Genomic DNA, 19,113 nt, shown 5'->3' with positions numbered 1-19,113 from the left:
CTTCATCCGCTTGGAGGTGGAGTTTTTTATGAGCATTTTTTGCTACTTTCATATTACGGAATATTAAGTTGCATATTGCCTAATTATGGAAAAGCGAACACTAGGAAAATCAGATGTAGAAATTACGCCTATCTTAATGGGAACCTGGCAAGCTGGTAAAAAAATGTGGGTAGGAATTGAGGATAGCGACTCAATTCAAACAATTCGCGCCGCATTTGAAGCTGGGATTACTACTATTGATACCGCCGAAGTCTACGGGGATGGACATTCTGAGAGAATTGTAGCTGAAGCTTTATCTGATGTGCGCGTAGACGCGGCGCGGCTTGTCGGTAGACATCGCGTGCAGTATGCTACCAAAGTTTTTGCCAATCATCTCAAATATCAGCAAGTAATAGAGGCTTGCGAACGTTCTTTAAAAAACCTCAAAACCGACTATATCGACCTCTACCAAATTCATTGGCCATCTGGTGCTTTTAATAGTGAAATTGTCCCCATTGAAGAAACAATGAATGCTCTCAACTCGCTAAAAGAGCAAGGTAAAATTCGCGCTATTGGTGTTTCTAATTTTTCTCGCGAACAATTAGCAGAAGCATCCAAGTATGGACGAATTGATAGTTTACAACCGCCTTATTCTTTGTTTTGGCGACAGATAGAAAAAGATTTAAGGCCTTATTGTAGCGAGAATCAGATTTCTATTCTGGCGTATTCATCTTTAGCACAGGGATTATTAACAGGTAAATTTGCTCGCGGAACTAAATTTGACCCAGCAGATAATCGTGCTTCAAATAAGCTGTTTCAAGGTGAAAACTTTGAACGCGCCCAACAAGCTTTAGATAAACTGCGCCCTATTGCTGAGAAACATAATGCCACCCTGGCTCAGTTAGCGCTAGCCTGGTTAATTGCGCAGCCTCAAACAAATGCGATCGCAGGTGCGCGTTATCCCCAACAAGCAAAAGATAATGCATTAGCTGCTGAAGTGAAACTTTCTGACGCTGAACTTGCAGAAATTGATGCTATTGGGCGAATTGTCACCGATCGCCTAGATGAAAGTGCTGTGATGTGGGAATGGTAAGCTAATTTTTGCTTGAAATAGTCAAAAGTCAAGAGTCCAAAGTAACTCTTGACTTTTTACTTAGAAGAAAGATTTAAATCAGTTTGGCTAGCTTTATGGCTATGGGCGGGTTTTTTTCTAATTTAAGGTTTTGGCGATCGCATCCTAGCCCGCACCATTAAATTAGCAAGCCTATGTGTAAAAGTTTCAAACTGTATTGCAGAATTAAACAAAACATCAACTTTGGTAAACAAAGAGTTGCGGTTAATTATCCCAGTGCTAGATTGTATTTATAGGACACCAGATAAAGCACAACCAAACCAAAGGGCACATGACCAGGTGTCTTCCGTCATCAGCCCAAGCAAGTTTCAGCATCTTAAATAGTGAAGTGGCAAATAAAGCTTTTTAAAAAAAAGGCAAAGCCAAATCCCAAAGCGGAAAAACAAAAAATGCTGAAGTTGCTAACCGTAAAGTCCACCCTAGTAGTTGATTTTTGTAATCACTTAACAAGTTTAACGATTTGAAAACTGTGAATTTGAGCGAACCTGGTCTCCATTGACCAGGTTTTTGAGTTTGATAGTGGCGGTTTTCAAAAGCGATGATATAATTGTTACCCAGTACGGTAAGGAGTACCGGAATTTACGCTTGAGGAGCTAGTTGCAAGACTAGGAAAACACTAACGGAAAATAGTTAGTGTGCCCAAGAAACCTATGCCATTGAGGTTAAGGTACTTCACCCACCTTACATATAATTAGCAAGCCCACATCTGTGGGCTTGTTTTTTTAGCGATAAATTTTACATTACAGAATACAATAAGACAGCAAAATATTTGGTGGAAGATTTTGATGATTGTTAATTGTTCTTGGAAGAAAATTACTACAGCTATTTTTATATCTCTAGTTGCTTTTTCTTGCGAGCCAAATACTAATACAAGAATCGAGCAGACACAGGCCAAAGCCACTGAAGAACAAAAGCCTCAACCAAATATCGGCTATGGCGAATTAATTATTAAAGCACAATCAGATTATTTAATGATTCCAGTTACTCTGCCAGAACAAAGTCAAGATAAAGACAGTAATTATAGTCTTTCACGTTCTTCTGGTAGAGTAGACAAATTATATAACTTTATTTTTTATCATAAGCAAGATGGGACAACTCATCTTTTATTAAATAAAAAAGCAATTATAAACTCTTTCGATTTTTTAGAAAATAAACTAGTAGGTAAAACACCTACAAGATTGTGGTTATATAAAATCCTTGAACAAGATACCAATGCAGATAAAAAAATCAACTTTGAAGATGCCATAGTTGGCTATATATCTGATTTGTCAGGGAAAAATCTTGTACAAGTTACCCCAAATAATACCCAAATCCTTAATTGGGTGATTGTTCCCAGTCAAAACGCCTTGTTTCTCAAAATTATTAAAGACTCTGATAATGACAAAAAATTTACCGAACGAGACAAGACAAATTTTATGAGAGTAAATCTTGATAAACCTGCAATGGGAACAGAGATTATTAGCGATTCCATAGAGCAGGAAATAAAGTCATATATTTTTAAATAAAAAATTACAGCAAATTTCATTTTGGTGAAATATACATCTTATCCCATTTTATGTTTTGGATTTCGCGAAAATGTGGGACATTGTGTTGGATGGGTTCTCCGACTTGAGCAAAATTTTAAAAATAGATTTTAATGAAGCAGTGTTAAATTATAGGAAGATAAAATATATTGTGGATATGAAATTTTATCTTCAGTTATTTTTTATTTGGTTATTATTTCTTAATGGGATTTTTAGTTGCACGCAAGCAAAAAATATAACCTCAAAGCAAGCTTGTAAATCTAGAAAAGAGCAAACATTTTGGCAGCATTTGAAACCTTCACTATTTCTAATTATTGAGAATAATAAATGGGGTTTTATTGACAGAAATGGCGAAATTGTAATTAAACCACAATTTAATTATGCTCAGGATTTTGTTGAAGAAAGAGCAGCCTTCAAAGGAAGTAATGGCAAGTGGGGATTAATTGACCCTAAAGGTAAAGTTATTATTCAACCAAAATTTGATAAGATTGATTATTTTTATGAGCAGAGGGCTGCTGTTAACATTGGTAATAAATGGGGATTTGTTGACACCAATGGTAATTTTATTATTGAACCTCAGTTTGAAAAAGTCGATCGATTTTTTGAAGGACGAGCTGCTGTTCGCAGTAATGGAAAATGGCACTTTATTGACCTTAGCGGCAAGTTGATCGCTCAAACAGAGTTATATGCAGTTAACAATTTTTCTGAGGGACTAGCAGCAGTCAGCGTCAGAATCAAAGACAAATACAGAAGAGGTTTTATTGACCGCAATGGTCAATTCGTCATAGATATAAAAGAAGTCTATCTCAACTTTGAAGGGACGTGGTTTATAAATGGATTAGCACCTGTATATATAGACGATTCTCTTTCATGGATTGGAGAAATATTCTTTGAAGAACGCCCTAAAAAGAAATGGGGTTTTATTAATAAAATAGGCCAGTTAGTTATCCCAACTAAATATGATAGTGTTACACATTTTTCGGAATGTTTAGCTACTGTATGGATTAACAACCAGGCTGGCATAATCAATACATTTGGGCAGATAATACTTGAGCCAAAGTATGATAATATTTATGTTTTTTCTAACGGAATCGCTCGTGTAGAAGTTAATAAAAAGTATGGATTTATTGATAAAAATGGTCGAATTTTAATTGAACCACAATTTTATGATGCGACTGAATTTTCGGAAGGATTGGCATCAATAAAAATGGAGAAAAGCGGTAAGTGGGGGTACATCAACACATCAGGAAAAATGATTATCAAGCCGCAGTTTGATGATTTTTCTTTTTTTACTAATGGTCTAGCCAAGGTGAAGTTAGACAATCATTTCGCTTATATAAACCCAACAGGAAAAATTGTGTGGACTTCCGCACATTGAATTGTTGTTGTATAGAAGTGGAATCGAAATCTTTGAGAGGCGATGTCTACCACTAACAATCACCAAGTTGGGTCGCTAAATAGATTAATTGTTAATTGTTCGCGTCCTGCTGGTACGGCTGTGATACAAGCACGGATAGTATCTCCATCCTCTAATTCCACAGTGCAAGCATGACAAGTCCCCATCAGACAGCCAGTGGGAATAAATATCCCCGCCCGATCTGCAACCTCTAACAGGGCTTCTCCGACTTCTGCATTGACTGTGACATCATCTGGTAAAAACTGGACGCGAACACTCATGAAACACGAACCTCTCTAGGATAAAAAGGGCGTTAGGTCTAAATGATTTTCAATTTCGCTGGCGAGAGAATCTAAAGTATGCTCTCGCTGTTCTCGATAATTAGCAACACCCGTAGGTAGAGATTTTAACCCCCGTTGTTGGCGCAGGCGATTTAACCAAGCGCGTCTCCAAGGGCCATTGTCAAAGATTCCGTGGAGATAAGTACCCCAAACTGATTGACAACTATCCACCAAACCTAAATTAACATCATCAAATAGAGGTTGGAAGGCTTGGCTATCTGCTTGCTGTTCGATACGCGATCGCCCTTGATGGATTTCAAACCCATAGACTGGTAAACCCATTTGCGGGAAGTTTGAACTAACTTGGCGCTGGCGAGCGATTTTTTGTCCGGTAATTACAGTTCTGATTGGTAATAAATTTAGCCCTTGATATCTACCAGCTTGTCCTTCTATCCCTTCTGGATCGGCGATCATCTGACCTAGCATTTGGTAGCCGCCGCAGATGCCTAAAACTGTACCACCAGAAGCAGCATAGTGTTGTATCGCTTCTGCCATACCGCTTTTTTGTAGCAGAATCAAGTCAGCAATCGTTGTCTTTGTACCTGGGATAATTACTGCATCTGGATGACCCAATTCTTGCTTAGGGCTTAAGTATCTTACTGATACTGTGGGTTCTGATTCCAAAGGATCGAAGTCAGTAAAGTTAGCAATTCTTGGTAAGCGGAGGACTGCAATATCAAGGTCAGCTTGACTTTTATGGGTTTTTCTCTCTAACAGGTCGAGAGAATCTTCAGCCGGAAACAGATGTTCTAAGTAAGGTATCACACCGATTACAGGGATACCAGTCCGCGCTTCTAACCATTTGATTCCCGGTTCTAAGATAGAGCGCTGTCCGCGGAATTTGTTAATTACTATACCTTTAATTAAATCCCGTTCTTCCTGGTCTAATAACTCTAGGGTGCCAATGATATGGGCAAATGCACCACCCCGGTCAATATCAACTACGAGTATAGTAGGTGCATTCAAATATTTTGCTACCCGCATATTGGTTAAATCGCGGTGCTTGAGGTTAATTTCCGCAGGACTACCAGCACCTTCGCAAACTAGCAAGTCAAATTCTGTACCTAAATGTTGTAGCGATTCTTCAATTGTTCGCCAACCTAATTCAAAATATTGCTCGTAGTAGTCTGTCGCGCTGACTTTACCTACAGGCCTGCCTTTAAGAATTACTTGGGAGGTCATATCTCCTTGGGGCTTCAATAAAATTGGATTCATTTCTACCCAAGGTACAACTCCCGCCGCCCAGGCTTGCACTGCTTGGGCGTAACCAATTTCTCCACCACTAGCGGTTACATAAGCATTTAAAGCCATATTTTGACCTTTAAAGGGAGCCACTCGCCAGCCACGCCGCGATAGAATGCGGCAAATAGCTGTAGTTATCAGTGATTTCCCTGCGTGGGAAGTTGTCCCCACAACCATAATTGATTTCATAATGACTATCAGTTTTTCAATACAAGGGGTGGAATTTCAGGGGTGAACGGTAATTTGGCAATCCTTTTGTTATTATTTAACAAATTAGGAAGCTGATAGAAGCATTGAAAGCAAGGCATTCCGCTACTAATCCCAGAAAATGCTTTAGTACTTCTTTATACTATTTAAACCGTACAATCACCGGACAAACTCAGTCAGAGGCTCATTATAAAGGCCTTATAAATTGGGTCGATGCTTGCGTATATATTGTTCCCTTTTAATTCCTCATCCTAACTTCTTGGTTTTAGAGCCTAAAAAGGCAATCTTAACCAACGAGTCATAGCATTTACTAAGCGATCGCGCCATGAGGGCTGACGCCAATTTTTACTTTGGTATTTTTCTGCTAACTGTTGACCTAGGGGTGTGAGGCGAAAACTATCAGTAATTCCCTGGCCATCAACTTCGCGCCGCAGTACACCTACTTGAATCAGCCAATCTAAGGCGTTATCACAAGCCAATTCTGATAAAGAACGTTGAGTGTAACCATACTTGATACCATTATCCTGAGCGATCGCACTCAATGGCACACTTTTGTGATGCATCGCTGTCAACAAAGCTGGATTGAAGGGAGAACAGACTAGCGATCGTTCAGCTCGTTCTACAGTACTTTGAGGATAAGAAAAGGTTTTTTGGTTTTGGGAATCAGTAGCAGCCATTTTCAAGGGTCGGGTTAAGGGGCAATAGTCAAGGGTCAACAGTCATTTAAATTTAGACTATTAACTTTGGACTCTGGACTTTTAACTAGTTTGTTGCGTTTTTTAAGTAATTCATTTAATTATTGTAAATTATTGTAAAATTTCAAATGCCCCAACAATCTTATACAGGAAGGGTTCATTATGCCTCTAGCAGTCGGTACGGATGCACCTAAATTTACCGCCAAAGATACTAACGGCAATACTGTCTCTTTATCTGATTTTGCTGGTAAGACAGTAGTTTTATATTTTTACCCTAAAGATGATACCCCAGGCTGCACCAAACAAGCCTGTAGCTTCCGGGATGCGCAAGCTGATTATCAAGGTAAAGATGTTGTAGTACTAGGAGTGAGTGCCGATGATGAAGCGTCCCATCAAGCATTCACTGCCAAATATAATTTGAATTTCCCTTTATTGGCTGATACCGATAAAAGCATCATCCAGGCTTACGATGTTGATGGTGGTGGTTATGCCAAGCGTGTCACCTACGTAATTGACCGCGACGGTAAAATCATTCATGTTGATTCTGCTGTCAACACTACTACCCACGCCAGTGATGTTTTAGCGGCTTTGGGTCTTTAGTTGATTGTAGGCGATCGCTAATAATTACTTTTTTACCCATGCTTCCACTTATAAACAGTGGAAGCATAGTGTATTTAGGGAAGTTTGCGATACCTTTAGTTTTTTGCTGGTATTGTCTGCTGTGCAGGAGTGGGGGTATTTTCTGGGAGTCTGATGATTGGCAAAGCTTGGGGTGTAGTTCCTAGCTTGCCACCATTTTGAATTGCTTGTTGTTGCCGTTTTTTAAACTCAAGAGTTGCTTCGTCTAATTGTTGGTTTTGCTGTTCAGCATTCCAGTTGAGAGTCCCAAAATTAGCTTGATGAATCAGATTGAACATGTTGAAATCTGAGCCACCGTTACGGGAGAATGGATCGACATTATTATTCTGGTTAGAATCTCCGCCAGGATAGGAATCTACTGTATTGAGTTGAGCTAAACTAGGTTGAGCCATCAGCAAGGAAGCGCAGCCCATTCCGGCCACAGTAGCAAATACAAGTTTGGCAAGAGATAGCAATGATTTTTTCATAGTTTTTCCCCTCAATTTTTTACAAGGAAATCATGCTTATATCTTAAGCAAGAGTTCGTCTAAGTTGGGGTTGAATACTTAACAAGGCGACTACTGCAAAGCCAAGTAATACCAGTAATGCTTCGCCAAAAGTAACCGCACCCCAAGGAGCTTGCATGACTACGCTACCCAAACTCCAATTACTGTGGAGATAAAGATAGCGAATTGGTTCAATAGCGTAACTCAAAGGGTTGAGAGTAGCAACAACCTGTAACCATTTGGGCATAAAGGATAAAGGTGCCAAAGCAGTACTAGCAAACAATAGCGGTAGGTTAGCCACAAAAATTACTGCTATCAGTTCAATGTGTCCGGGGAGAGCAAAAGCCAAGCCTAGGGAAATAGCTGTCACCCCCAAAGCGAGGAGAAAGACAATTAAAGCGATCGCACCTAACCCAGCGACATCAGGTAAACCCGCACCTAGAAATGCGGCGGCAGCGACAATTACAGCCGCTTGCAGTAAACTTTGACTAATGATAAAGATTGCCGAAGCAAAGACAATTGAAAATCGTGATGCTAAAGGCGCTACCAGTAAGCGATTCAAAAAGCCGAACTCACGGTCAAACATCACTGGCAAACCAGCATTCAGCGCTCCAGCAAAAGCTGTGAAAACAATCACGCCAGCAGCCAAAAATTGCCCGTAATTTGTTGTGCTGCCAAAAATGCCTTTGGGAGCATTTTGGAACAACGCACCAAATAGTACTAGCCACATTACAGGCTGAACAATTCCTGCCAATAGAGTTGAAGGGCGGCGTTGCAGTTGAATAAACAAGCGACGAGTTAACGCTAAAGTCTCTTGTACTAATTCACCAAAAAAATTAGGAGTAGCAGCGTAACCTTGCGGTGATGTTGCTGGCTGCCAATTTATATCAGATTTAGGAGTAACGCTCATAACAATTTTGGATTAATTGGGGATTGGGGGTAGGGCATTGGTCAAGAGTCAAGGGTCAAGAGTCATTTTTTCTTCCTTGTCTTCCTTGTCCCCTTGTCCTTCTTGTCTCTAACTGCTACCTCATGTTCTGCTTTTTCTCAGCTTTCGGATCGCGATTAGCAACAGCGGCGAGTTCTGCATCCATCAAAGTGCGACCTGTGGCGGCGAGGTAAACGTCATCTAAGCTGGGGCGAGATTGGGCGATGCCAAAAATCGGCAAGCCAGCAGTATTCAAGGTTTGTTGGATAGTAATTAGCGCGTCATTTTGTGGTGTTACTACCAAGTTGAGGGAATTACCTTGAGCGCTATTGATAATTACTTCCTGCACTAATGGCAAGGCTTGCAATAGGTGTTTGGCTTTTTCAGCTTCCTCAATGGGAGAAAACTCGCGGATTCGCAAAGTAATGCGATCGCCTCCTACTCGATCCTTCAATTGTGAAGGTGTTCCTGATGCAATGACAACGCCGCGATCGATAATTGCCACGCGATCGGCTAGGGCGTCAATCTCTTCTAAATAATGGCTGGTTATTACTACCGTCGTTCCAGAGGCGCGTAACTTCCGCAGGAACTCCCACACAATAAAACGGCTTTCTATATCAAGTCCCACCGTCGGCTCATCCAACACCAAAACATCTGGTGCATGAAGCAATCCAGCTGCCAAATCTAGACGCTTGCGTAACCCGCCAGAATAAGTTCCGGTTTTTTTATCAGCGTATTCTTGCAAACCAAGTAAATTTAAAACTGTCTCAATTCGCTGTTTCCCTACCGCGCCGGGGAGGTGATAAAGCGCCGCTTGCAATTGCAGCAGTTCTCTACCAGTTAGCACCTTATCTAAAGCGACTTCTTGAGCCACATAACCAAGCTTTTGTCTGGCTACTCTGGGATTATCTAACACCGAGATTCCAGATACTTCGATTTTGCCAGCATCCGGCGTAGTGAGCGTACACAAAGCACGCAGAGTAGTAGTTTTGCCAGCGCCATTGGGGCCGAGTAAACCAAAGATTTCTCCCGGTTCTACCGTAAAGGAAACATCTTTGACTGCTTCAACCGAGCCATAGCGCTTTTGCAGATTTTGAATTAAAACGGCGGGAGCCATGACAGCTAATCCCCAACGATACAAATCTCAACAAAGTCTATCTATATTGTAGTTGAGTAGTGTTAGATGAGGCGATCGCGTCGATACAGCATCTTTAATCTTATTGATTGGTTTGCGGTGGGGAAATACTCGCCAGATAATTCACTACATCGCTTTGGCTAGTGAAATCTAACAGCGCTTCTGCTAACTCCTCTAGCTGAGTGATAGATAAAGTGCGAATCTGCTGTTCTGTCTGCGACTCAATTGCACCAAGGCGACGTGTCAAAAGACGGAGACTCAGTTCCAGTGCCTCCTGTTTCTTGCCTAGTTCTTCACCTTGTTGTAAGCCTTGTTGCAATCCCTTTTGCAAAATATCTTGGTAAATCACAGATTCTTGCATAATTTCCTCTCTAAACAGCTGTTTAATCAAATTCTTGTCAAACCGCAAACCAGCTAGAACCTGTACGCAAGCTGATATATTCTGTTTTTCGTCTCTTACCTCAATCATATCGACAGCAGCAGCGACTTGTTCGAGTAAGTCTTCGGGTGAGTCGGTTCTAGCCAATGTCGCTAGGGGTAGGAGTGCAGGGTTAGCTAGTAATGGTGTTGGATCTTCTTCCCATAAGCGAATCACTCGATATTCATGTCTGGTTTTCTTGTCTACATATTGAGTATTAAAAACAATTTCTGAGGATGTAGGTTGGAGAAAAATTAATACTTGCTCAATATCGCACCAGTATTGGCGTTTCAATCTGGTGTAGTAATCAAGCATCCGAAAGTCAATTGGGGGTGTGGATGCTGGTGAAGTTTGAAACTCTAAATGCAGGATTTGGCTGGAGATTTGCAGAAAAGTCACTGAATCAGCGCGAATGGGTTCGAGATTCAGTTCGGTTTTGAGTACTTGGATATCTGTAATTTCAGATGCAAGTAACCATCTGGCAAAATCTGCGGGGTAGTTTTCTGCAAGGTATTTGCAGGTGTTATCGTAACTCAAGGGCGATCGCTCTCATACGTGAAAATTTACCAGACACGAAATTTCGTATCTGGTAAAGTCTTCTGATTAATTAGGTATAAATACTACACCTGTAATCCCTAGATAAATACAAACCTTTTGTAAATATCGAGTTTGTTGTGGTATTAGCTGACTAAATCGGGAAATACCTCCTGTACAGCAGGATGCACTAAGTGATGATTATGGACATTCACACCCTTAGCCAATGCAGGGTTAACATCCAAGGCTTTAATACCCAAGTTTGCTAACTGAACAACATAAGGTAAGGTACTGTTGTTGAGTGCTTGGGTAGCTGTCCAAGGTACTGCACCGGGCATATTAGGAACGCCATAATGCACTACACCTTCTTCCACATAAACTGGATTAGTGTGAGTAGTAGTGCGTAAAGTTTCCACACAACCGCCTTGGTCAACGGCAACATCCACAATTACAGAACCAGGACGCATTTGTTGCACCAATTCGCGAGATACTAATATTGGTGCTCTACGTCCTGGCACCAAAACCGCACCAACAAGCAAGTCCGCTTCTTTAACGGCGGCTTCGATATGGGCAGAGTTGCTATAAAGCAATTCAACTCTAGAGCCAAACAGAGTTTCTAGGTAGGATAAGCGATCGACATTTACGTCCAATATTTGCACGATCGCGCCCATACCTACGGCAATTCTAGCTGCTTCTGTTCCAACGACGCCGCCGCCTAAAACTACGACTTTGCCTGGTTTAACTCCCGGAACCCCACCTAAAAGAACACCTCTACCACCTTGGTGACGTTCTAAATAGGTTGCACCAAATTGTACGGATAACCGACCAGCAATAATGCTCATCGGTGTGAGCAAAGGAAGTTTGTTTAAACCAGGTTGTTCTACGGTTTCATAAGCGATCGCACAAGTGCCACAATCAATTAAATGTTCAGTCAATTTGCGATCGGCTGCTAAATGCAGATAAGTAAATAGTATTTGTCCTTTCTGCAAAAATTTATACTCAGTTGACTGGGGTTCTTTAACTTTGACAACTAGGTCTCGATTCCACGCTGCTTCTGGTGTGGAGACAATCTCCGCCCCAGCAGCGATGTAGTCATCATCAGTGAATCCACCACCAATACCTGCTTGTGTTTGAACGAACACAGCATGACCGTTTTCACTCAACACCCGCACGCTCGAAGGACTCAAACCTACACGAAACTCTTGATCCTTAGTTTCCTTGGGAACGCCGATTTCCATTTATAGCCTCTGATAAATTTTGGTTTCACTTTAGCCTGCCAGTACTAGACTGGCTACTTCCGTATTAGGGATAGCTAACTGATGGTCTTAAGTTTTTCTACTTCCTGAGAGGTGCTACCAACTCTTACCCTTGACTATTGCCCTAGTCTTTCTAAAATATATAAAGATTAATAAAAAATTGTAAACAGTTGTTTACATGGGTTTGTTCCAATAAGCTGCTGCTGGGTTTCCAGCATAGCAACTCAGTTCAACACCTACAGAAGTTCTGATGTCTGAAGACCAGTCGCTATGACATCAAGGTCGGAAGCAACTCTGCGAAACGCCGCAGCGTTTACAGACTTCTCGCAATCAATTTCGTTTGCCCATAAACAAGAGAGGAATTGTTAATGATGACACAACCAAAGCCAACGATTACACCCAAACTAGAGGAGCCTAAGTTTGGCTTTAATGAATATGCCGAAAGATTAAATGGTCGAGCTGCAATGATTGGCTTCATCTTGATGGTGGTAATTGAATACCTGACCAATCAAGGCGTGCTATCATGGCTCGGTCTCAAGTAGTGCTGCCACAAAGCACAGGCGTTAAAGTTGTAAGCTAGTAATTAGAAGAGTTTTGACCAGCTGGGTATTCTAGCTGGTTTTAACTTAAGCAATAAATAGCGAAACTACCTCCCACGACTTACGTCTATGACTAAGAGGCACACAAAAAGTGACAGCTTTATCCGAAACTTGCGATTATATGTGCAAGAGGGTAAATTACTACACTTCCTCTCCTACTTAAGATCATTATAATACGTTAAAATGCCTTGACATCAGAAAGTCCATAAACGGTCTAATTGCGGGCGAGGTATTCTCAGTAAATTGTTATAAAAGCCAATCGGGATCAAAGCAAACTGTAATGAACGTTATATTTCCTCGGTTTTTAAAGTCATCCTACCGGAAAGAGCCAATAGTTAGTTTATTAATTACTATGGGCGTAGTAGACGCACTGATTGGTGGGTTAGATGATAGCTGGTCGTTGTTTACTTTTGGTTTAGTGACAGCAGGAATAAGCCTGGGAGTCAAACTGTGGCGCATTCAGCAACGCCGTCCCCTACAAGAAGAAGAGCCTGTAGTACAACATTACTTACCATCCCGTTCCTCTAGTCCAACTTTGCCCATGCTAAGTGTCACCAAGAAAAAACCACCGCAGTAATTAAGTAGTAAGCTAATGCGTCTTGAATGCAATTTAATTGATGATTGCTCAAGTGCTAAATAAATTAGAGCCAGCACCTTGGTGAGGTAGCGAGGTTTTTGATGTTCTTCACTGGGAGTTTTGCCAAGTGGAGTATTTTGCGTTGGTTTTTAACTCAGCCAAAACCTGCCATATTCCCCAAGAGAACCAGTATACGCCCTGAGGACAGCTGCTCGGAAACTAGAGTAGGGTAGCAACAGGCGTTACAAAATGAGAAAAAACCGTGAGGAGCGAGGGAAAAGTTAGGAATTATTCTGTGCTTCGCCCGTATATTGTCCTGGCATTTATGGCTTTTATTACCCTTCCAGTTACAATCTGGGAGGGGTTTTCCATTAAAAGTGCTGATGCGGCTTGGGAAGCACCAAACTCACAAGCTAGAACCAACTTTGCGAATCCTCAGTTAATTTACACCCTTAATGGACATGGAGGAACCGTAAAATCCCTAGCTTTCAGTCCAGATAGCACAATTCTGGCCAGTGGTGGTGCGGAAAATGAGGGTGTGATTCGCTTGTGGAATTTGGTAAAGGGTAAACGGGTGGGGACTATTCGTAAAGCGCACAAAACGGCTGTAGCCTCTTTGGTGATTTCGCCCGATGGACAAACCCTCGCTAGCTGTAGTAGCGATTACACAATCAATCTATGGAACCTCAAAAATCAGAAATTTAAACGCTCTTTTGTCGGGCATAGTACTAATGTGCTGTCTTTAGCTATATCTCCTGATAGTAAAATTCTGATCAGTGGCGCTATAGATGGAATTCGTTTATGGGATTTACCGCAGCAGCGTCCTTTGGGTACTCTAGCCAGCTTTGATAATTTGATTTATACCCTAGCGGTTAGCCCTGATGGTCGAACCTTAGCTAGTGGAGACTATAAAGGTGTAGTTAAACTGTGGAATTTGAGTACAGGAAAATTAATTCGTGGATATGTAGGTCATACCGATTTAGTTAGTCAGGTAGCTTTTACCCCAGACGGAGAAACCCTAGTAACTGCTAGCCACGATCGCACTATTAAAATTTGGAATGTGCATACTGGCGAACTAGTCCGCACTCTCACTGGACATAATAACTGGATCAATGCTATTTCGGTTAACCCTGATGGCAAAATCTTGGCCAGTGCGGGGAAAGATGGAATTAAATTGTGGGAGTTGACAACAGGTGAATTAATCAATACACTCAATGGGCATACAGATTGGGTGAGTGCGATCGCTTTTAGTCCAAACGGGCAAATGCTCGCCAGTGGTGGATTCGATAAACAAATCAAGATTTGGGGAATTCCACCCAGAGGTAATGTCCAAGCAAAATTGTGAACTATCTCTAACCTTCCCCTCTAAATTTTCTGGAATTGTCAACCTCAATGTGGTAGTCATTTTCAGAATAAAAGGATATTGATTTATAGCTAACTTCTTATATTTAACTGTTGGGGAATATATCCCCTCTCAAAAGCCCGGTCTTTGTGACTGGGCTTTTGATTTTTAAAATCTCAAATTTGCGCACCCTGAGATTGATGGCTGGCATAGCATTTTTGATTAGATTAGCAATAGGGTATCTAAGGGGCAATTATGACTTCTTCAGTTAAGAATTTGGTGCTGGTTGTTGGTGCTACTGGTGGAGTAGGACAACTTGTAGTGGGCGAACTGCTAGAGAAAGGCTTAGGAGTTCGCATCCTGACTCGCAATTCAGAAAAAGCCCAAAAAATGTTTAACAATCGAGTCGCAGTTGCTATTGGTGATATCCGCGAGCCTGCTACACTGCCAGCTGCAATGGAGAATATCACTCATATTATCTGTTGTACTGGCACTAGTGCGTTTCCTTCGAGTAAATGGGACTTTGACCCCAGTCCTAGTTGGTTTGAGTGGGTTCAGTTGCTTGCTGACAGCAAACATCGCGAGTCTAGGGCTAAGAACAGTCCAGCAAAAGTTGATGCTCAAGGTGTCAGTAACTTAGTAGCAGCAGCACCTCCCAATCTTCAGAGATTCGTTTTCGTCTCTTCTTGCGGTGTTCTGCGTAAAGATCGGCTTCCTTGGAGTATTCTCAATAGCTTTGGCGTACTGGATGCGAAAGAAAAAGGTGAGGAAGCAATTATTAGTTCCGGATTACCTTACACCATTATCCGTCCCGGACGTTTGATTGATGGGCCTTATACTTCATACGACCTCAACACTCTTTTTAAAGCCAAAACAGATAGCAAGTTGGGTGTGGTTATCGGTAAAGGCGATAAACTTTTAGCTGATGCTAGCCGCATTGACGTAGCCGCAGCTTGTGTAGAATGTCTTTTTCTCCCCACGACTGAAAACCAAATTTTTGAATTGGTGAACCAGGGAACCAGACCAGCTGTAATCGACTGGGAAAAGTTGTTCTCGCAGCCAGTGGTTAATTAATAGCGCCAATTTTCTGGATGCGTAGGCGTAAAGAAAAAGGCTCAACATTAAGTTAAGCCTTTTCATATCCTGGTGCTTAAACAGACATCCCAGATTAATTTAGATCGAACTTTTTGATATTTCATCTTCCCCTGGGGTGTATTCAAATATTCTATTTGCTTTCATGCAACGAAGCCGCATACTTGCAGTGTTAGATGTAAATTAGTCTTCAGAAATTTTTAAGCAAACAATTCTCAAAGTTTGTTAATAAATGGAAGAAGCAAATCAACCACATTAATTTGCGAAATGCGACATATAATGTGCGAATGTACAACAACAAAAGAAGAAAGAGGCTTGGCCAAACCAAGCCTGTATGTATACCAAGCATTTACTACACCAAGCTTAATTTAGACTTACTCTAGTTCCACTTCATCATCCTAGAGGATGTGTGCAAATCGTCTCAAGACTGATAAAAAAAGGTTTGGTTGCGAGCCAAACCTCGATCATTGCTGTGCTTAACAACGTACTAGATTAATTTAGACCTACTCTTATCAGACAGCATCATCCTATGGGATGTATCCAAATATGCCAAAAACTGCTAGGAAACTACTTGCTGAAGAGACTAGCTATTGGAAAAATTCTCAGCATCTAAGCATATACTTAAATACTTATATACTAAATATATGAAAAAGGCTCGGCTAAGACCAAGCCTCCAGATATACCAGGTGTTTACCATATATAGTTAATTTATACATACTCTTCTTAGAGATCATCTTTCTATTTGGGGTATACAAATTTTCCTAAAGATGCTATGGCTTCACCCGCCACACGTTTAACGGACGAGATACACTCAGTAATTTGTTTTGATACAGCTATCAATTGATGAGAGCTAAATATAAAAATAAGACCCTGGATATACTCCAGGGCAAATCCTAACGTTCTTCAGACATTCACAAGCCGAATCTTAACTCTAATTACGAGTTATTTCCCCTATCTACCGAATGAAAAAAAAGATCTGGCTTCCCAAACTTAATATTTGTACAGCAAACTAATCATTTACAGAACTAAATCAGTGAATGTGAGGGTGAAAGTTGTCCATCCCTCCCTGCTTTCTACATGAATGATTGCTTGGAGTTGTTCGACCATCTTCTTGACTATGGCTAACCCTAACCCCGTACCGCCTTGTTTCCAACGGTCTGCATTCGGAATGCGATAGAATTTATCAAAAATTCGCGGTAATTCTGCGGTGGAAATTTCTGTGGAATTACTGACAGCAATTATAGTTTCTGGGGGTGTTGCTGAGGAGTTGTAGCGCACATTGAGGATGATTTCACCACCAGCAGGAGTATATTTGCAGGCGTTATTGAGCAATTCCGTTAATATTCGTTCTAAGCTAGTACGATCTGATATTAATGCGGGAAGATGAGAAGGAACATTTAGCTGAAGAGTTTGCTGATGTTCTTCTACGCGGGGTTGGAATGACTCAATCAATAAGGGTAACAAATCTTGTAATAGCAGTGCATCAGGAGTTACAGGAAAATAGCAAGAACTTTCCAGCCGTTGTAAGTCTAACAGATCGTTGATGAGATCTAGCTCGCGATCGCACTCAACTTTCATCAAATCTAGATAACGCTGAAATTCCTGAGAATTGGGAGAGACTTGCAATACTTGAATCATCCCCTTCATATTGTTGAGGGGCGATCGCAATTCATGAGAGACTAAATTTAAAAAATCATTTTTAAGTTGATTGAGTTCTTCTAATTGCGCTACGAGTTGCATTTGCTCAATTTCTCTTTTCCGCGCCTCACTAGCTTTTTTGCGCTCAGTAATATCTCGAAATATCAAAACTGCGCCTATAATATTATCTTTGTCATCTCTAATTGGTGCTGCACTATCAACAATTGGGACTTCCTCACCATTTTTAGCAATGAGAATAGTTTCTTCTGGAAGTTCGACAACAGCACCATCTTGTAAAACTTTTCTAATCGGACTTTCAATCGGGTTACGAGTTACTGCATTAGCGATGTTAAATATTTCTGCTGAATTTTTGCCCAAAGCTTCTTGTTGTTCCCATCCTGTGAGATTCTCGGCTACAGGATTCATAAAATTTACTGAGTCTTGAATATCGCTTGCAATTACTCCATCTCCTATACTGTTAAGTAAAGTAGATAGCCATTTTTGGTTAGCTTTTAATTCTTTTTCTAGTTTATGTTTAGTCAGCGCTATTTCAATATTAGTTTGTAATTCTCTTTCTTTAAAAGGTTTGAGTAGATAGCCAAATGGCTCAGTAACTTTGGCTCGTTCTAAAGTACGATCGTCGGCATAAGCAGTTAAATAAATTACGGGTATATCTAACTGTCTATGAATTTCTTGAGCAGCTTCTATACCATCCATTTCTCCTTTTAATCTAATATCCATTAGCACTAAATCTGGAGCAAATTCTAGTGCTTTATTAATTGCTTCTCGTCCTGAAGAAGCAATAGCAGGAACAATATAACCAAATCTTGTGAGACGATTTTTTAAATCCTTCGCCACAATAGCTTCATCTTCGACAACCAAAACCTTGGCGTTTGACATCTGGTATTCCTAATATGCTTATCCTATGGGAAATGATATTTGAAACTCTACGCCGCTAGCGCTGTGAATATTGATATCTCCTACAAGCTGACTAGCTAAAGCATCTACTAATTGCCAACCTAAGGATGCTGTATTTGTAAAATTGAAGTTTGCAGGTAAACCAATACCATTATCGCGGACGGTAAGTAAAATCTTATTTTCCAGCATTTTTCTAATAGCGATGCTAATTTCACCCTTTCTCCCCAACGGAAACGCATATTTTAAGGAATTAGAAACAAGTTCGTGAATAATTAAGCCGCAAGGAATTGCTGTATCCAAGCCTAGTAAAATCTGTTCGTCAATATTTATATTTAAAGCGATCGCATCTTCCGAAACTTCATAGGAAGTTAGTAAGCTTGCTACCAAATCTTGGACGTATTCACCAAAATTAATTCTCGATAAGTCGCGCGATTGATACATTTTTTCGTGAACTAAAGCCATTGATGCAATCCGCATTTGACTTTGTTGGAATATTTCCATATCCTGTTTATCTTTAATATATTCAGATTGCAAGTTCAACAGGCTGGAAATTACCTGGAAATTGTTTTTAACGCGATGATAAATTTCTTTTAAAAGCACCTCTTTTTCTCGGAGTGATGCTTGGATTTGTTCCGCCGAACGCTTGCGATCGCTAATATCTTCGATTACCGCAATAAAATACTTGGGAGTTCCAGAAGATTCGCGAACTAAAGATACTGTGACATTAATCCAGACAATAGAACCATCTTTGCGTAGATAACGCTTTTCCAAAGAAAACGTCGGAATATCACCTATTAATACCTGCTCAACATATTTCAGGCTGGCTTCCATATCGTCTGGGTAGGTAATATCTTGGAAAGTTCGCAACTTTAATTCTTGGGATGTATACCCAACAATATCGCAAAGCCTTTGATTAACTAATAACCATCGCCCATCTATGCCTACATGAGCAATACCAACGGCTGCTTGATCGAATGTAGCGCGAAATCGCTGTTCGCTTTCTCGCAATTCCTTTTCTATGCGCTGACGTTCAGCAA

At 40.8% G+C, this 19,113-nt stretch carries 17 protein-coding genes and 1 pseudogene; 8 read left to right on the top strand and 10 right to left on the bottom strand.

Going from position 1 to position 19,113, the window contains the following annotated elements; all coding sequences use genetic code 11:
- Positions 1 to 85 precede the first annotated feature (85 nt).
- The 3 genes from AACU33_RS18575 to AACU33_RS18565 all read left to right on the top strand — a co-directional run bounded on the left by AACU33_RS18575 (position 86) and on the right by AACU33_RS18565 (position 4,012).
- Positions 86 to 1,072: an aldo/keto reductase gene (locus tag AACU33_RS18575; RefSeq protein ID WP_096590069.1), complete on the top strand. Its 987-nt coding sequence runs from the start codon at positions 86 to 88 to the stop codon at positions 1,070 to 1,072.
- Positions 1,073 to 1,896: 824 nt separating this feature from the next.
- Positions 1,897 to 2,616: a hypothetical protein gene (locus AACU33_RS18570; protein ID WP_096590068.1), complete on the top strand. Its 720-nt coding sequence runs from the start codon at positions 1,897 to 1,899 to the stop codon at positions 2,614 to 2,616.
- A gap of 70 nt (positions 2,617 to 2,686) precedes the next feature.
- Positions 2,687 to 4,012, top strand: coding sequence for a WG repeat-containing protein (locus tag AACU33_RS18565; protein ID WP_339376128.1), 1,326 nt, complete (start codon positions 2,687 to 2,689; stop codon positions 4,010 to 4,012).
- 59 nt (positions 4,013 to 4,071) lie between these two features.
- On the opposite strand, the gene AACU33_RS18560 is transcribed toward AACU33_RS18565, so the two are convergent.
- The 3 genes from AACU33_RS18560 to AACU33_RS18550 form a co-directional block, all read right to left on the bottom strand.
- Positions 4,072 to 4,311, bottom strand: a complete 240-nt coding sequence (locus AACU33_RS18560) for a 2Fe-2S iron-sulfur cluster-binding protein (protein ID WP_096590066.1) — start codon at positions 4,309 to 4,311, stop codon at positions 4,072 to 4,074.
- Positions 4,312 to 4,326: 15 nt separating this feature from the next.
- Complete coding sequence (gene cobQ, locus AACU33_RS18555) at positions 4,327 to 5,802, bottom strand: cobyric acid synthase CobQ (protein ID WP_096590065.1); 1,476 nt, start codon at positions 5,800 to 5,802, stop codon at positions 4,327 to 4,329.
- Between the two features lie 290 nt (positions 5,803 to 6,092).
- Positions 6,093 to 6,497 (bottom strand): Npun_F0494 family protein, encoded by a 405-nt coding sequence (locus tag AACU33_RS18550; protein WP_096590064.1) that lies wholly within the window; start codon positions 6,495 to 6,497, stop codon positions 6,093 to 6,095.
- A 180-nt stretch (positions 6,498 to 6,677) separates the two neighbouring features.
- Here AACU33_RS18550 and AACU33_RS18545 point away from each other — a divergent pair, with 180 nt between their 5' ends.
- Positions 6,678 to 7,115: a peroxiredoxin gene (locus AACU33_RS18545; RefSeq protein WP_096590063.1), complete on the top strand. Its 438-nt coding sequence runs from the start codon at positions 6,678 to 6,680 to the stop codon at positions 7,113 to 7,115.
- Between the two features lie 95 nt (positions 7,116 to 7,210).
- Here the strand turns inward: AACU33_RS18545 and AACU33_RS18540 are convergent, their stop codons facing one another.
- From AACU33_RS18540 to ald, 5 genes are all read right to left on the bottom strand, one after another.
- The gene (locus AACU33_RS18540; protein WP_096590062.1) at positions 7,211 to 7,621 is read right to left on the bottom strand and encodes a hypothetical protein; all 411 of its coding nucleotides are present in this window, start codon (positions 7,619 to 7,621) and stop codon (positions 7,211 to 7,213) included.
- A gap of 43 nt (positions 7,622 to 7,664) precedes the next feature.
- Positions 7,665 to 8,549: an ABC transporter permease gene (locus AACU33_RS18535; RefSeq protein WP_096590061.1), complete on the bottom strand. Its 885-nt coding sequence runs from the start codon at positions 8,547 to 8,549 to the stop codon at positions 7,665 to 7,667.
- 115 nt (positions 8,550 to 8,664) lie between these two features.
- Complete coding sequence (locus AACU33_RS18530; protein ID WP_096590060.1) at positions 8,665 to 9,684, bottom strand: ABC transporter ATP-binding protein; 1,020 nt, start codon at positions 9,682 to 9,684, stop codon at positions 8,665 to 8,667.
- Positions 9,685 to 9,784: 100 nt separating this feature from the next.
- Positions 9,785 to 10,657, bottom strand: a complete 873-nt coding sequence (locus AACU33_RS18525; RefSeq protein WP_096590059.1) for a DUF4351 domain-containing protein — start codon at positions 10,655 to 10,657, stop codon at positions 9,785 to 9,787.
- A 143-nt stretch (positions 10,658 to 10,800) separates the two neighbouring features.
- Positions 10,801 to 11,892, bottom strand: coding sequence for an alanine dehydrogenase (ald, locus tag AACU33_RS18520; protein WP_096590058.1), 1,092 nt, complete (start codon positions 11,890 to 11,892; stop codon positions 10,801 to 10,803).
- Positions 11,893 to 12,281: 389 nt separating this feature from the next.
- Here ald and AACU33_RS18515 point away from each other — a divergent pair, with 389 nt between their 5' ends.
- The 4 genes from AACU33_RS18515 (at position 12,282) to AACU33_RS18500 (ending at position 15,502) form a co-directional block, all read left to right on the top strand.
- Entirely contained in the window at positions 12,282 to 12,452 is a 171-nt protein-coding gene (locus tag AACU33_RS18515; protein WP_086684156.1) for a chlorophyll a/b-binding protein, read from the top strand.
- Between the two features lie 337 nt (positions 12,453 to 12,789).
- Entirely contained in the window at positions 12,790 to 13,086 is a 297-nt protein-coding gene (locus AACU33_RS18510) for a hypothetical protein (RefSeq protein WP_096590057.1), read from the top strand.
- Positions 13,087 to 13,348: 262 nt separating this feature from the next.
- A complete protein-coding gene (locus tag AACU33_RS18505; protein ID WP_339376127.1) occupies positions 13,349 to 14,431 on the top strand; it encodes a WD40 repeat domain-containing protein in 1,083 nt (360 codons plus the stop codon).
- Between the two features lie 252 nt (positions 14,432 to 14,683).
- A complete protein-coding gene (locus AACU33_RS18500) occupies positions 14,684 to 15,502 on the top strand; it encodes an SDR family oxidoreductase (RefSeq protein WP_096590055.1) in 819 nt (272 codons plus the stop codon).
- A gap of 1,035 nt (positions 15,503 to 16,537) precedes the next feature.
- On the opposite strand, the gene AACU33_RS18495 is transcribed toward AACU33_RS18500, so the two are convergent.
- Positions 16,538 to 18,058 carry a hybrid sensor histidine kinase/response regulator gene (locus AACU33_RS18495; RefSeq protein WP_096590054.1) on the bottom strand — a complete coding sequence of 507 codons (1,521 nt, stop codon included), beginning with the start codon at positions 18,056 to 18,058 and terminating at the stop codon, positions 16,538 to 16,540.
- An 18-nt stretch (positions 18,059 to 18,076) separates the two neighbouring features.
- A pseudogene (locus AACU33_RS37610) lies at positions 18,077 to 19,069 on the bottom strand (PAS domain S-box protein); the annotation flags it as partial.
- Between the last annotated feature and the right edge of the window lie 44 nt (positions 19,070 to 19,113).

It is taken from the genome of Calothrix sp. NIES-2098, from assembly GCF_963875125.1.
GTDB lineage: Bacteria > Cyanobacteriota > Cyanobacteriia > Cyanobacteriales > Nostocaceae > Aulosira.
This window is presented reverse-complemented; position numbering and strand designations above follow the sequence as displayed.

Coding starts and splice junctions, on each gene's coding strand:
- AACU33_RS18575 (WP_096590069.1), top strand. CDS start 86: ATGGAAAAGCGAACACTAGGAAAATCAGATGTAGAAATTACGCCTATC.
- AACU33_RS18570 (WP_096590068.1), top strand. CDS start 1,897: ATGATTGTTAATTGTTCTTGGAAGAAAATTACTACAGCTATTTTTATA.
- AACU33_RS18565 (WP_339376128.1), top strand. CDS start 2,687: ATGTGGGACATTGTGTTGGATGGGTTCTCCGACTTGAGCAAAATTTTA.
- AACU33_RS18560 (WP_096590066.1), bottom strand. CDS start 4,311: ATGAGTGTTCGCGTCCAGTTTTTACCAGATGATGTCACAGTCAATGCA.
- cobQ (WP_096590065.1), bottom strand. CDS start 5,802: ATGAAATCAATTATGGTTGTGGGGACAACTTCCCACGCAGGGAAATCA.
- AACU33_RS18550 (WP_096590064.1), bottom strand. CDS start 6,497: ATGGCTGCTACTGATTCCCAAAACCAAAAAACCTTTTCTTATCCTCAA.
- AACU33_RS18545 (WP_096590063.1), top strand. CDS start 6,678: ATGCCTCTAGCAGTCGGTACGGATGCACCTAAATTTACCGCCAAAGAT.
- AACU33_RS18540 (WP_096590062.1), bottom strand. CDS start 7,621: ATGAAAAAATCATTGCTATCTCTTGCCAAACTTGTATTTGCTACTGTG.
- AACU33_RS18535 (WP_096590061.1), bottom strand. CDS start 8,549: ATGAGCGTTACTCCTAAATCTGATATAAATTGGCAGCCAGCAACATCA.
- AACU33_RS18530 (WP_096590060.1), bottom strand. CDS start 9,684: ATGGCTCCCGCCGTTTTAATTCAAAATCTGCAAAAGCGCTATGGCTCG.
- ald (WP_096590058.1), bottom strand. CDS start 11,892: ATGGAAATCGGCGTTCCCAAGGAAACTAAGGATCAAGAGTTTCGTGTA.
- AACU33_RS18515 (WP_086684156.1), top strand. CDS start 12,282: ATGACACAACCAAAGCCAACGATTACACCCAAACTAGAGGAGCCTAAG.
- AACU33_RS18510 (WP_096590057.1), top strand. CDS start 12,790: ATGAACGTTATATTTCCTCGGTTTTTAAAGTCATCCTACCGGAAAGAG.
- AACU33_RS18500 (WP_096590055.1), top strand. CDS start 14,684: ATGACTTCTTCAGTTAAGAATTTGGTGCTGGTTGTTGGTGCTACTGGT.
- AACU33_RS18495 (WP_096590054.1), bottom strand. CDS start 18,058: ATGTCAAACGCCAAGGTTTTGGTTGTCGAAGATGAAGCTATTGTGGCG.